A 13,751-nucleotide genomic window follows, 5' to 3' on the forward strand; every position below is an offset into this window, starting at 1 on the left:
ACAGAGTAATTATTAGTATATTTTGGTAAAAGATGGTTTATTTTCTTTTTGCATGTGGGTAGAGACAAGGGGAAAAGAAGAAAATCTTTTACTTTATTAAAAAGGGAGAGAACTATGAAAAAATCATTTGTTTTTATTCTGGCATTGGTATTCAGTCTATTTTCGCTTAATTTAGGGGCGGTAGGAGCCGCTACAGTTTCAGTTGAAAAGGGAACAGGCCTGAAAAGTCCTTTCGAGCGTGTACATAATCAGTCATACAAGAAGATGGCAAGTGAGTATCTCATTGAAAAAGAACCGAATAATACGATTAAAAAGTCTAACTCAATAAGCCTGAAACAATTTGGTTTGGGGATTTTCAATAAAGCGAACGATGTAGATTACTATAAAATCAAAGTGAAGCATTATGGTTTCTTATATGTGGTCGCTGCTACGGAGTTTAATAGTTCGCTAGACTTTTCTTTATATAATGCCAAGAATAAAGCGGTGAGCCTGGAAAGTTCCAACCGTGTAGATCAAGCGGATACTCAACTCTATTCCGTATCTCCGGGAACATATTATATTAAAGTGAAAGACACAGGGAGTTTAAAAAGCCAGGAAGAATACGCAGTAGGTGCAACCATGTCTGGGCCGACCATCAAAAAGGTCGGGGATAAGGATACAAAGATAAGCGGGGAAGCTGAACCGAATACCACAGTATATGTGAAGGTCAATAATAAAGTTGTCAATAAAAAGGGAACAAAGATAAAAGCGAACGGCAAGTATTCTGTCACGATTGGTAAACAAAAAGCCGGAACCAAAGTCTCTGTTTGGTCTACAGGAACCGTGGGTGGAAAAGAGTACCAGACCACCCCGGTCAAAACGACGGTAAAAGACGTGACGGCACCCAAAATGCTTACAGTCAGCGCAGTGACGAGTTCAAGTAAATCGGTTTCCGGTAAAACAGAGGCCAAAGCAACCGTGCAGGTTAAAGTGGGATCCAAGGTTCTCGGAAAGGCGACAGCCGATAAAAATGGCAAATATAAAGTGACGATGAAAAAACAAAAGAAAAAGACAAAGTTATCGGTTGTGGCAACCGATAAGGCCGGAAATGCCAAAACGGTCAAAGTGACAGTGAAATGATAGAAGGGCCTTTCTCAATCTGGGAAAGGCCCTTTTCAAATGGACGGAGGATATTGGGCAATAGGAGAAAAGCAGAAAAAGTGAACTACTGGTATAATAGCTATAAAGATAGTAGTAGGAGTGACGAAAACGTGTATTTAACAGTAGAGGAAACGGCTGATTACTTATCGGTGTCCATACCATATGTCGAAAGTTTAATCTTACAAGGAAAAATTAGAGTGGTGGATGACGGCGAGGGTGTAGTATTGATCTATAAGGACCAGTTCAAGACGCACTTTGAACAGCTGGAGAAATATAAAATGTTAGTCGAAGAATTGGCGAATGAACCGATTCCGGAAGATCTAGACATTAAGGACGAAGACTAAGTCTTCTTGATTGGGATGCATAATAGGTGCATCCCTTTTTTGTACCGGTTATAGTTAATACAAAGCCGGGGCTTTTGAGGGAGTCCGGGCAAGATATTTCGAATTATTATTTTTTGGAAGGTATTTGTAGTAGATTTCCTCCATTCCGTGTAAAATAATAAATACAAAGATAGATTACGGCAAAATGGTAGATAGGAGATAGGTAAGTGGTAAAAGAGTATTTACAAAGCGAAGGATTTTCAAGATTCATTACCTTACTTGTGCTGTTTTTATTTCTTGTAAGCATCGGAAGTATGGTCAATATCGTTTTATTCACATTTGTTTTCACTTTCCTGATGGGAAGGCTTGAACAATTCATCATGCTTCATCTGAAAAAAGTGATGCCCATCAATTCCAAAGTGGTCATAAGTTTCATTTATATAGTGTTCATTGCTTCTTTAGCTATCGTCCTTTATAAGTACTTGCCGGTTATTACGACACAATTTACTGAGCTGATTACGCAGATTGTATTCTTCTTTCAACATCCGCCTGATAGCAAGGTCATTCAATATGCCATTAGTTTAATGAATGAACTTGAATCACCTCTGGATCTTCAAAAGCAGATGAATACGCTCTATCTTTATATATCTGACTTTGGAAAACTGGCGTTTCAAATCTTCATTTCTATACTGCTTAGCTTGTTTTTCTTGTTGGAAAAGGATAAAATCATCCGCTTCACTTCCAAGTTTAAGCGGGGGAAATTCAATTCCTTCTTCATTAATATTGGACATTTCGGTGTGAAGTTCGTTAACTCATTCGGAAAAGTCATAGAGGTTCAATTCCTAATTGCCATTACGAATGCCATTCTATCCGTTGCGTTCTTATGGATTCTTGGTTTTCCACAGTTAATTGGTTTGGGGATCATGATTTTCTTCCTTGGTTTGATTCCAGTGGCTGGGGTCATTATTTCCTTGATTCCACTAAGCATGATTGCCTATAGTATTGGAGGCATGCCAAAGGTCATTGCAGTGTTGATCATGATTGTGGTGATTCATGCGCTTGAAAGCTATATTTTGAACCCGAAATTCATGTCGGCCAAAACAAATCTTCCTACGTTCTTCACGTTTATGATCTTACTGTTTTCCGAACACTTCCTTGGAATTTGGGGATTGATCATCGGGATACCAATCTTTATCTTCCTATTGGATATGTTAGATATTGATGAAGAAACTAACCGTGCACTGGACGAACCATAATAAGCAGCAACCCTCTAAATGGGTGGTTGCTTATTTTTTTATATTCGTTTTCAATATAATTTTCTATTTTTTATGGAAAAAGAAGATGAATCGATTGTTCACATGTTCAAAGTCCATTATGATACTTGGTTTTGTCATTTACTGTAATAAACTTGTATTCTACTAAAGTTATTTTTTTACTTTTTATTGCATGAAAACTCAAAAAAACGTATACTATTTTTAAGTAAAAAATACTGAATAATCATTCAAATCTAAATTGTTAGACTACTTTGAGTGAGAGTTTACGGGAGAAAAGAGGGGATTATGTTGAAAAGGGTATCTGTATACATGTTGGTCGTGATATCTTCTTTGCTTTTGATCATGACAGGATGTGGCAAGGAAAAGGAAGTTTCCACTACAAGTGATGAAGGGCCGAAGGAAAAGACGCTTAGAGTCGTGACGGATGCGGCATATGCGCCTTTTGAATACCTCGAAGGTGATAAAATCGTCGGATTCGATGTTGACTTTATCAATGCCGTAGCGAAGGAAGCTGGGTATAAAGTCGAGATTGAGCATGTAGGCTGGGATCCGATTTTTGTGGAGATTGAATCAAAAAGAGCAGATTTAGCTGTATCGGCAATTACAGTGAATGATGAAAGAAAACAATCGTATGATTTTTCGGTTCCTTATTTCCTTTCCACTAATAAAATCTTGGTTCCCGAAAAAAGTGATGTGGCATCGGGAGAAGATCTGAAAGGGAAGAAGATAGCTGTCCAAACAGGTACAACGGGTCAAGAAGCGGTGGAAGCCCTTCTTGGGAAAAACCATAAAGATATCAAGAAATTCGAGAATAATAACTTAGCCATTCAGGAATTGCTCAAGGGTGGGGCTGAAGCGGTCGTGGCGGATAATACGGTCGTTGAAGAGTACGTAAAAAATAATCCTGATCAAAAGTTGAAGGTTGTGGAAGACAGCAGCAGCTTTGAAGAGGAGTTTTATGGAGTCCTATTCCCTAAAGGCAGTGAGTTAAAGGCCGATTTCGATAAAGCGATCAATACCATGCTCGATAATGGCAAGTACGCCGAAATCTATAAAAAACAGTTTGGCACAGATCCAGATATCGAGACGGTAAAAGCACAACAATAATATAGGTTATGAGAAAAATTGCGTAACTTTACGTGTGAAGTTACGCAGTTTTTTTGGACTTTAGGAGGTACATAGAATGGGTTTTCGTTGGGATATTATTTTTGAATATGCGCCTTTCTTATTGAAGGGGACGTTGCTTACGATTGGTCTATCCGTTTCTTCGATTCTAATCGGGACGTTTCTAGGATTGCTGATTGGATTAGGGAAGATTGTAAGAAATAAATGGCTCGCCTTTCCATTTTACTGCTATGTCACGGTTTTCCGGGGGACACCATTACTGGTCCAGATTTTCTTGATCCACTTTGGGGTGGTTCCTTTCTTTACCGGCGAAACGAATGCCGTCGCAGCGGGAGTCATTGCACTTTCTTTAAATGCAGCGGCATATATTGCTGAAATATTCAGGGCCGGAATTCAATCCATTGATAAAGGACAAATGGAAGGGGCACGTTCTTTAGGTTTGACGCACACTCAATCCATGATTTCCGTTGTCCTTCCACAAGCATTCAAACGCATGATTCCTCCTCTAGGTAATGAATTCATCGTATTATTGAAAGATTCTTCCTTGGTTTGTGTCATTGCTGCCCCGGAATTGATGTATTGGGGAAAAGCGATGGGCAGTCAGTATTTTAAAGTATGGGAGCCATATTTGGCCTGTGCCTTCATCTATCTTTGCCTGACGCTCGTTCTAAGTTTCGTACTAAATAGACTTGAAAGTAGGTTGAAAACAGAATGATCAAGGTGGAAAATTTAAATAAGTCATTTGGTGACAATGAGGTATTGAAGAATATCAGTGCAACCGTTGCCCCACAGGAAGTCGTCGTGGTCATTGGTCCGTCGGGATCTGGGAAATCCACTTTCCTAAGATGCATCAATCAGCTAGAGACGATAACGGGTGGCCACATTTACATTGAGGGGCTTGATACGACGGATAAGAAAGTCGATATCAATAAAATCCGTACGGAAGTCGGCATGGTCTTTCAGCATTTTAACTTATTCCCGCATAAAACGGTTCTTGAAAATATCATGCTTGCGCCGATAAAAGTGCGTAAAGTTTCCAAGGAACAGGCAGCAAAGACGGGCATGGAATTGCTTAATAAGGTGGGCCTTTCGGATAAAGCGAACGCCTATCCGGACTCTTTGTCAGGAGGGCAAAAGCAACGTGTAGCCATTGCTAGGTCTCTGGCTATGGGCCCAAAGATCATGTTGTTTGATGAACCGACATCCGCTCTAGACCCGGAAATGGTCGGTGAAGTGCTTGAAGTCATGAAGCAATTGGCGAAAGAAGGCATGACGATGGTTGTGGTGACACATGAAATGGGATTTGCAAAAGAAGTGGGGGATCGAGTGATATTCATGGATGAAGGGTTGATCGTTGAGGAAAATGTGCCTAGCGAGATTTTTGACAATCCGCAGCAGGAAAGAACGAAGGCATTTTTGAGTAAAGTCCTTTGACGTATAGTTAAAGAAAAAAAACCTTCCGAATACGGGAGGTTTTTTTAGGAACATATCAGGGGGTATTATTTAATGTATGAAGCGCCTAAAAGTGATTCAGGGCTTTTACCGAGCACTAGCATACTGATTTTTGCATATCCAATATTTTCATTTTGGGAGAGGGTTTGTCGAAGAACCTCGATATTCGGATCATTCTTTAACTTTTGAACTTCCTCTTTATATAAAGTGATAACGGAGGGCATAACGAATTCAGGGGTGTATTCGTTAGGGTTTTCATCCATGATTAATGTGCCCATAAATTGATATTTAAATTGGAAAGCTCGTGTTAAGGCAACGACATGAAGCAGTTTTTTAAATAATTCGGGGTATGAATATTTAATTTTTTCCAACGCTTCTTCGGTTGCTTGTAACTCATCGACACTAGATAAAGTGATCATAAATATCTCCTTTCAGAAAATATCGATATATCGGTATTGCAGTGCTTTTTACTCACTACCAAGTCTAACTCGGCAAGTAAATAAAGTAAAATGGTTAGATGTTATCATGAAGATAACTCATATCTATGATAGTGCTTACATTATTTTCTTATTGAAGGTGTATGATCACTCTTTTTTAGCCAACGCTTCCTTTGTATATTTCAGCCATTCCTTTGCGGCGTATGAAAGGTATTGATCCTTACTCCAAATGAATGCCAGGTTCCAGCTCAGTGATGGATTTTTAACCTTAATGGTCTTAACACGACTATCCAACCGACAGAGGCTTTCTGGTAAAAGGGCGATGCCAAGCTTGCAGAAAACCATTTCTTCTATAAAGTCCCATCGAGAGCTTTCGGTAACGATGTGTGGAGAAAAACCTGATTCCTTACAAGATGAAATGATGAGGTCACGCAAAACATAATCCTTATTGAATAAGATAAAGGACTCATGTTGAAGATCTATCAAATCGATTTCATCCTCGGAAGCAAGTGGGTGAGAGGGATGAACGATCAACTTGATGTCTTCTTCTAAAAAGGCAAAATGGTGAAATAGAACGGTGTTGGTCGGCAGGACGATTACGCCTATATCCAGTTGGTCATTTTGAACGGACTCTTCAATTTTTTTTGAACCATCTTCAACCAATTGAAAGGTGATATTGGGATAATCCTCATGAAAACGGCTAAGAATTCGGGGGAAGAAAGAGGCATCGATAATCGGGGGTAAACCGATTCGTATATGTCCCTTTTTAAGGCCTAATAAATTATCCATTTCTGTTTCCAAGTTATGAAAGGCTTTATCAATCAATTTTGCCTGCTCTAATACGACCCGACCGGCATCGGTCAGAGCGAGTTGCTTGCGGGAACGATCGAAAAGTTCAACCCCAAGTTCGGTTTCCAGGTTCTTGATCATTTTACTGATGGTCGGCTGAGTAATGAATAAATGATCGGCTGCCCGAGTGAAACTGTTAAAATTAGTCACTTCTATGAAGTATTGTAAATGCTTAATATCCATCGCTTCACCTGCTTATCTCTTCAAAGTACTTTCATTTTACCCATAGAAATAAGGGTTTGTAAAATAAGAATCTCTTTGCCGTTTACATCCTATTGTCAAGCTAGCAGAAAAGCTGGTCTCAAGGAGCCCAGCTTTTTTGAAAACGAGTCGTACTATGTAATCACTTAACCAATAAGACGGGTACCGGGGAGTTCTGCACGATATAATGACTGACGCTTCCCAGGAATTCCTTGAACCCGCTTAAGCCGCGGCTACCCATGATGATAAGGTCGCAGTTTTGGGATTTCGCATGTTCCAATAACGTTTTGATGGCGGAGCCTTCCACGACAAATGTCTGGGTTTTATTCGGAATTTCCGATAATAGCGCATCCGCTTTTGAGATGACTTCTTCTCCATACTTCAGCATGGATTCCTCGATTTCTTGAAAAGCGTTTCCATATATACTTGGATGAATCGGTAGCGTTACAGCGTGTATCGCATGAATTTCAATGGCTGGATCCAGCTTGGCTAATTCAATCGCTTTTTCCAAAGACTTGAGAGCTAATTCAGATTCGTCATAGGCAACTAGTATTTTCGAGCAGATCATGTTGATCCATCCCTTCATTTACAAGAATATATCTTTAGTATAACAGGTAAAACGACCCTTTTCTTTTGATTTCATGAAATTTTATGAATATTTGTTGAAGTTTACGTTAACGTCAATGGTAAGATAAAGGTAAATAATCCCTTTGTAAAGTGTGGTTATAGGATGTACACGATTTCTGAGTTAGCCAAAGAGTTTGAATTGACGACGAGGACGCTGCGTTACTATGAGGAATTAGGCATGCTAAAGCCGAGGCGGACCGAAACAGGGAATAGAGTATATGGAAAGAAAGAATTCGCACAGCTTAAAATCATCATGCGTGGCAAGAAGTATGGGTTCTCTTTAGATGAAATAAAAGACATTGTGGTCCTTTTCGAGCAGGACAGAACAGGGGTCAAGCAACTGGAGAGAACGATAGAAAAAGCGGGACAGAAATTAGAAGAAATCAATGAACGAATGAGGGAACTTGATGAATTGAAGCGGGATTTTGAATATATGATCCATGATTTTAAGAAAACCCTTCATAACTTGAAGGTTGAATCATAAGCTTCAAAAACAAGGGGAAAGAGGTGGAGGACTTGAATATTCAAGAGACAGTGGCAGTAGTGACAGGTGGGGCTTCAGGACTAGGTGAGGCAACGGTGCGAAACATCATCCATAAAGGCGGGAAAGCGATCATCCTTGATCTCTCGGAAGAAAAAGGGGCCAGGCTGGTCGAGGAATTAGGGGATTCCGTCCTGTTCATTAAAACGGATGTGACGCAAGAGGATAGTGTCCAAGCCGCCATGGACCAAGGAATCGAAACATTCGGGACGATTAACACGGTCGTCAATTGTGCGGGGATTGCCATTGCCGAGAAGGTCGTCAGCCGAAAAGGCACACATGAATTGAAAGCGTTCTCAAAAGTGGTGACGGTCAACTTAATCGGCACGTTTAATGTCATTCGTCTCGCAGCGGAGAAAATGGTCCATAATCCAATGAATGAAGAGGGCGAACGGGGCGTGATCATCAATACGGCTTCCGTAGCTGCCTTTGAAGGCCAAATCGGACAGGCTGCTTATAGTGCCTCAAAAGGGGGAATCGTCGGCATGACCCTACCGATAGCAAGGGATCTTGCTTCTTTTGGCATTCGGGTCGTCTCGATTGCACCTGGCTTATTTCATACACCGATGTTCGATTCGCTTCCGGAAGAAGCGAGGACATCCCTTGGGAAAACGGTACCGTTCCCATCAAGGCTCGGGTATCCAAACGAATACGCGAAGCTAACGGAAAGCATCATAACCAACCCGATGCTGAATGGGGAAACGATCCGGCTGGACGGGGCCATCAGGATGTCACCAAGGTGACCATGACACCGGAGTAATGATAGAAGAAGAGAAAAGAAAGAGGAGCGAGAACAGATGAAGCATTCTTACTTAACAGAAGATCACGAGATTTTCCGTAAATCATTACGGAAGTTTTTAGAAAAAGAAGCGGTTCCACATTATGAAAAGTGGGAAGAAGAGCGACTCATCCCACGGTCATTCTGGGAGAAGATGGGCGAGCAAGGCTTTCTCTGTCCTGATCTTGATGAAGAGTTTGGTGGGTCAGGAGTCGATTGGGGCTTTGGGGTCATCATCAATGAAGAACTGGAAAGGGTGGGCTCGGGATTAATCGGTTTCGGGCTTCATAGCGATATTACGGTACCCTATCTTTCCGCCTATGGAACCGAGGAACAAAAAAGGCGCTGGCTTCCTGCATGTACGACCGGGGAAAGGATTACGGCTATCGCCATGACGGAACCGGGGACGGGATCGGATTTGGCCAATATTAAAACGACGGCGACTTTGGATGGAGATCATTATGTTCTTAACGGGCAAAAGACATTCATCACAAATGGCATCCATGCTGATTTGATTATCGTAGCTTGTAAAACCGATCCAAATGCTGTTCCGAAGCATAAAGGCGTTTCATTGATCGTAGTGGAACGAGATGCACCCGGGTTCTCACGGGGAAGGAAGTTGAAAAAGCTTGGCCTGCATTGTCAGGATACAGCAGAGCTCATTTTCGAGGATTGCCGGGTGCCAAAGGAAAACCTGCTTGGTGAAGAAGGCAAGGGATTCACCTATTTAATGGAGAAACTGCAACAGGAACGCCTTGTGGTCGCAATCTGTGCCCAAGCTGCATCGGAGGACATGCTTGCGGATACGATCGAATACGTGAAAAGCCGTGAAGCATTCGGCAAATCGGTGAGCCAGTTCCAGAACACGCAGTTTAAAATAGCCGAGATGGCAACGGAAATCAAAATGGGCCGAGCTTTTCTGGACCAACTGATTGCAAACCATATGGCAGGGGAAAACGTGGTCACTGAAGTGTCGATGGCGAAATGGAGATTGACGGAAACCGCCAGGAAAATCTCCACGGAATGCATGCAACTTCACGGTGGGTATGGCTATATGGAAGAATATAAGATTGCTAGACGCTACCGGGATATACCTGTAGCAAGCATTTACGCAGGAACCAATGAAATCATGAAAAAAATCATAGCCAAGAATCTTGGCCTCTAAAAAAGAATGGAAGGGAAGCGATTAGATGCGTGAAGTGGTTATTGTTGAGGGGGTCCGTACACCGGTTGGCAGAAGGAATGGGGTCCTGCGGGACTTTCGTCCTGACGAATTAGCTGGAGAAGTGTTAAGGAAACTGGTTGAAAAAGCAGGAATCGACCCAGCCATCGTTGAAGATGTCATTTTAGGCTGTGTAACACAGGCCGGGGAGCAGGCTGGAGATATTGCCCGTGTGGCTGCCTTGATTGCCGGTTATCCGATTGAAGTGCCAGGAACGACTATCGACCGTCAATGCGGATCAAGCCAGCAGGCTGTTCACTTCGCTTCCCAAGCCATCCTATCAGGCGATATGGATGTGGTCGTAGCGGGTGGTGTGGAAAATATGTCCCGTGTTCCGATGGGATTCAATTACCAAGGGGCGACTACGAGCCAAAAGTATGTTGACAACTATGAGGTGATCAACCAAGGACTCTCAGCTGAACGAATCGCCGAAAAGTGGGAAATCACACGCGAGGAATGTGATGCATTTTCCGTTGAAAGCCATGAGAGGGCAATACGCGCGCAAAAAGAGGGATATTTTGACCGGGAAATCATTTCCGTTACAGGTACGGATAAAGAAGGCAACCCGATTGACGTCACAGCAGACCAAGGACCAAGAGCTGGAACGACGGTTGAGGTTCTATCTGGATTGAAAACCGTTTTTAAAGAAGATGGACTGATCCATGCCGGGAACTCTAGCCAGATCAGCGACGGGGCTGCGGCCTTACTGTTGATGGAGAGAAGTAAGGCAGAAGAACTCGGTTTGAAACCACGTTTTAAAGTGCATACGCGTGTGGTTGTCGGCTCAGATCCGACTTTGATGTTGACGGGTCCGATTCCGGCTACGCAAAAGGCTTTGGAAAAGTCAGGCCTTTCCATCGAAGATATCGATATCTTTGAAGTGAACGAAGCGTTTGCACCTGTACCTCTTGCTTGGTTGAAGGAAACGGGCGCAGACCCGCAGAAGCTGAATCCAAACGGAGGCGCGATTGCCCTGGGACATCCCCTTGGCGGAAGCGGTGCCCGCCTGATGGTATCCATGATGCATGAACTGGAAAGGACAGGCGGCCGATTTGGACTGCAAACGATGTGTGAAGGGCATGGGATGGCCAATGCAACAATCATCGAAAGGTTGAGTAATCGGTAAATTCACGTGAAGGTCAAGTTTGGATGAAGTAGAAAGCTGTCATCATCAGGAATCCCCGGGTGATGGCAGGTATTGGAGGAGGAAAAAAGATGTCGGTTACGATTAACACCATATTCGATCAGACGGTTCAAAAATTCCCCATTAAAGAAGCTATCTACGACGTGAGAAGGAATGTCCGATATACATACATCCAGTGGAACGACAAGGTGAATAGACTGGCGGCTGCGCTCCAAGCAGAAGGTGTCCAAAAAGGAGACCGGGTTTCTACTTATTTATATAATAATGAAGAACTGGCCACCGCGTTTTTTGCCTGTGCCAAGATCGGAGCTGTCTTCAATCCGATTAACTTTCGATTGATGGCGGAAGAGCTGGCCTTCATCATCAGTGATGCAAAACCAAAGGTGCTGATCTTCGAGGAGGAGTTGCAATCGTCCGTGGCGGCGATTGAAAAACGTTTTCCAAGCATTGCTTTCTGGTTCATTGATAAGAAAGTTCCTAGCTATGCCAAGAGTTATCAGGAAAAACTGATCCATGCATCTTCCACACCGGTTGATGTAACCGTGGATGAAAATGATGTCTATGCCATCATGTATACGAGCGGGACGACGGGAAGACCTAAGGGAGTGATCCATCTTCATAAGGATATGGTCGAGCAGTCAGCCATATTAACAGAGGCGATGAGATATGAAAGTCAAGACGTCGGTTTGATTACCGCACCCATGTTCCATTGTGCTGAATTGCACTGTTCATTTTTACCACGCGTTCAGGTCGGAGCTAAGAATGTGATTATGCATCAGTTCAATCCCAAGATGGCACTTGAGCTGATCGAAGCGGAAGGAATCACCAAACTATTCGCAGCCCCGACGATGTGGAACATGCTGCTTCAGGAGAACCTGGAGAACTATAATATTCAAAGCCTCAAGCTTGGATTGTACGGGGCAGCCCCAATGGCCCCGACGCTTGTGCTCGCTTGCCAGGAAAAACTGGGCATTCAATTCATCCAGGCTTACGGGATGACCGAAATGGGTCCAGCCATCACCTTGCTGCTGGAAGACGATCAAATCCGGAAAGCCGGTTCAGCCGGCCAGGCATGCCGTGGCCATGAAATCGTCATTGCCCGTCCGAATGAAGATGGGCCAGCGGATCCCGATGATGCCATGGGTTCTGGGGAAACAGGGGAAATCCTCGTGAAAGGACCTTGCATCATGCAAGGGTACTTTCAAAGAGAGCCAGAGACCCAAAAAGCGCTTCATAAAGGGTGGTACCATTCCGGGGATATCGGTTTCCTTGATGAAGACGGTTTTCTATGGGTCAAGGACCGGGTGGATGATATGATCATTTCCGGTGGCGAAAATGTTTATCCACGAGAAGTGGAAGATACCCTCTATGAACATCGGGGGGTTCTCGACTGTGCAGTGCTCGGTCAACCAGATGATAAATGGGGAGAAACGGTGACGGCGTTTATCGTGGCGAAAGATCCATCGTTAACTGAGAAGGATTTAGAGGATTGGTGCAGGAATAGCATAACGCTAGCTAACTATAAGCGTCCACGACGATATATATTCTGTGAGGAGCTGCCGCGAAACGCCAGCGGCAAAATCCAAAAATTCATGCTTCGCAAACAGTTGGAAGAGAACGTCGTGGAAGAACAATAATTTGAGGATTCCCCTTAAAAGAAAAATGCGAATGGCCGATAAAATAAAGGACAACAGGAGAAAACACAATGGGGGGAACAAATTGAGTAAGTCATTTCGAATTACATGGCATGCGGTCGTCGATGAACATTCCATTCTCGAAGGACGCAGTTTAGTGAATGCCGAAAGCGATCAAGCTGCCGCAAGCAAATTGGTTTATGAAAAATCCACAGAATACCGTCTAAGGCAACAATGGGTGATGATCGATTCATTAGTTGAATTAGTGAATGAATAAGAAAAGGAGACTCCAGTCATAGGAGTCTCCTTTTAAATGTTATCCACATGTAAAAAGCTTACGATTCAAGGAATATAGCTTGTTATCCACATTATCCACAGAGTTATCCATAATTTACATTATTTTCATATAGCCAAGAGGTGTCGTATTACCCATTATTTATCGGTATATTCAGAAAATATCCACAATATTAACAGGGCTGTGGATAAGATGGTGTGTATAAGAGGAGGCTGCTGAATAAGCAGCCTCCTCTAAACGCTATGATTTACGGTTATGGGCTCGACGGTCAGCGGCATTGGCGCGCGCTTGAGCCTCCATATCATCTTGGTCGGCTAGTTCGGTAGAAAATTCGACATCAATTCCGTCACTTTTAAGGTTTTTAGGTACCTGTGGCAGTTTTTGTTTGTTTTTATCCCGATTATGGTGAATGTTATTTCGTCCCATGTTAGCGCCCCCTCGATGAAAGTAAATAAGCTGGAAATGATTTGATTTAAATCATCTCCAGCTTATTGTGTGTTGAATGGTAGATCATCATGTACGGAAAAAAGCGCCAAACTTAACGACGGGGTTTCTTTTCTGTAAAACCGCCGGCTCGATCTGCTTGTTTGAATTCGCGAGAGTAAGTGATCTCTTGCATGCTTGTTAGGAAACTTTTTTCTTTATCCGTTTTTTTCGCCATTTAGATCATCTCCAATTCATGTGATAATCCTATTTTTTCCCAAATAAC

The 13,751-nt window shown here is 42.8% G+C and carries 17 protein-coding genes; 12 read left to right on the top strand and 5 right to left on the bottom strand.

All coding sequences use genetic code 11. The features are described from left to right. The first annotated feature begins 114 nt into the window (after positions 1–114). The 6 genes from AC503W_RS03320 to AC503W_RS03345 all read left to right on the top strand — a co-directional run bounded on the left by AC503W_RS03320 (position 115) and on the right by AC503W_RS03345 (position 5,296). Positions 115–1,119 carry an Ig-like domain-containing protein gene (locus AC503W_RS03320; RefSeq protein ID WP_402959316.1) on the top strand — a complete coding sequence of 335 codons (1,005 nt, stop codon included), beginning with the start codon at positions 115–117 and terminating at the stop codon, positions 1,117–1,119. Positions 1,120–1,250: 131 nt separating this feature from the next. Continuing rightward, positions 1,251–1,484: an excisionase family DNA-binding protein gene (locus AC503W_RS03325; RefSeq protein WP_402871471.1), complete on the top strand. Its 234-nt coding sequence runs from the start codon at positions 1,251–1,253 to the stop codon at positions 1,482–1,484. A 206-nt stretch (positions 1,485–1,690) separates the two neighbouring features. Next, on the top strand, positions 1,691–2,719 hold the full coding sequence (locus tag AC503W_RS03330) for an AI-2E family transporter (RefSeq protein WP_402871469.1): 1,029 nt from the start codon (positions 1,691–1,693) through the stop codon (positions 2,717–2,719). A 306-nt stretch (positions 2,720–3,025) separates the two neighbouring features. Next, positions 3,026–3,844, top strand: a complete 819-nt coding sequence (locus tag AC503W_RS03335) for a basic amino acid ABC transporter substrate-binding protein (RefSeq protein WP_402959314.1) — start codon at positions 3,026–3,028, stop codon at positions 3,842–3,844. 76 nt (positions 3,845–3,920) lie between these two features. Beyond that, positions 3,921–4,577: an amino acid ABC transporter permease gene (locus tag AC503W_RS03340; protein ID WP_402871465.1), complete on the top strand. Its 657-nt coding sequence runs from the start codon at positions 3,921–3,923 to the stop codon at positions 4,575–4,577. Continuing rightward, positions 4,574–5,296, top strand: a complete 723-nt coding sequence (locus tag AC503W_RS03345; RefSeq protein ID WP_402871463.1) for an amino acid ABC transporter ATP-binding protein — start codon at positions 4,574–4,576, stop codon at positions 5,294–5,296. Before AC503W_RS03340 ends, AC503W_RS03345 begins: the two co-directional genes overlap by 4 nt. A gap of 65 nt (positions 5,297–5,361) precedes the next feature. Here the strand turns inward: AC503W_RS03345 and AC503W_RS03350 are convergent, their stop codons facing one another. The 3 genes from AC503W_RS03350 to AC503W_RS03360 form a co-directional block, all read right to left on the bottom strand. Then, a complete protein-coding gene (locus AC503W_RS03350; protein WP_402959312.1) occupies positions 5,362–5,733 on the bottom strand; it encodes a hypothetical protein in 372 nt (123 codons plus the stop codon). A gap of 165 nt (positions 5,734–5,898) precedes the next feature. Next, the gene (gene cidR / locus AC503W_RS03355; protein ID WP_402871459.1) at positions 5,899–6,783 is read right to left on the bottom strand and encodes a cidABC operon transcriptional activator CidR; all 885 of its coding nucleotides are present in this window, start codon (positions 6,781–6,783) and stop codon (positions 5,899–5,901) included. 160 nt (positions 6,784–6,943) lie between these two features. Continuing rightward, positions 6,944–7,369: a universal stress protein gene (locus tag AC503W_RS03360; RefSeq protein ID WP_402871457.1), complete on the bottom strand. Its 426-nt coding sequence runs from the start codon at positions 7,367–7,369 to the stop codon at positions 6,944–6,946. A 162-nt stretch (positions 7,370–7,531) separates the two neighbouring features. On the opposite strand from AC503W_RS03360, the gene AC503W_RS03365 reads away from it, so the two are divergent. From AC503W_RS03365 to AC503W_RS03390, 6 genes are all read left to right on the top strand, one after another. Then, positions 7,532–7,912, top strand: coding sequence for a MerR family transcriptional regulator (locus tag AC503W_RS03365; RefSeq protein ID WP_402959310.1), 381 nt, complete (start codon positions 7,532–7,534; stop codon positions 7,910–7,912). A 32-nt stretch (positions 7,913–7,944) separates the two neighbouring features. Further along, complete coding sequence (locus AC503W_RS03370) at positions 7,945–8,712, top strand: 3-hydroxyacyl-CoA dehydrogenase (protein WP_402871453.1); 768 nt, start codon at positions 7,945–7,947, stop codon at positions 8,710–8,712. A gap of 54 nt (positions 8,713–8,766) precedes the next feature. Continuing rightward, the gene (locus AC503W_RS03375; protein ID WP_402988866.1) at positions 8,767–9,912 is read left to right on the top strand and encodes an acyl-CoA dehydrogenase family protein; all 1,146 of its coding nucleotides are present in this window, start codon (positions 8,767–8,769) and stop codon (positions 9,910–9,912) included. Positions 9,913–9,937: 25 nt separating this feature from the next. Next, entirely contained in the window at positions 9,938–11,095 is a 1,158-nt protein-coding gene (locus AC503W_RS03380) for a thiolase family protein (protein ID WP_494916057.1), read from the top strand. Between the two features lie 89 nt (positions 11,096–11,184). Further along, positions 11,185–12,750 (top strand): fatty acid--CoA ligase, encoded by a 1,566-nt coding sequence (locus AC503W_RS03385; RefSeq protein WP_494916059.1) that lies wholly within the window; start codon positions 11,185–11,187, stop codon positions 12,748–12,750. A gap of 82 nt (positions 12,751–12,832) precedes the next feature. Continuing rightward, positions 12,833–13,024 carry a hypothetical protein gene (locus AC503W_RS03390; protein ID WP_494916060.1) on the top strand — a complete coding sequence of 64 codons (192 nt, stop codon included), beginning with the start codon at positions 12,833–12,835 and terminating at the stop codon, positions 13,022–13,024. Between the two features lie 258 nt (positions 13,025–13,282). Here AC503W_RS03390 and AC503W_RS03395 read toward each other — a convergent pair whose 3' ends face one another. Next, positions 13,283–13,468, bottom strand: a complete 186-nt coding sequence (locus AC503W_RS03395) for a YfhD family protein (protein ID WP_402871439.1) — start codon at positions 13,466–13,468, stop codon at positions 13,283–13,285. Positions 13,469–13,580: 112 nt separating this feature from the next. Next, positions 13,581–13,703, bottom strand: a complete 123-nt coding sequence (locus AC503W_RS03400; protein ID WP_402871438.1) for a YfhE family protein — start codon at positions 13,701–13,703, stop codon at positions 13,581–13,583. Positions 13,704–13,751 lie beyond the last annotated feature (48 nt).

The sequence above is a fragment of the Peribacillus suis genome (assembly GCF_059384845.1).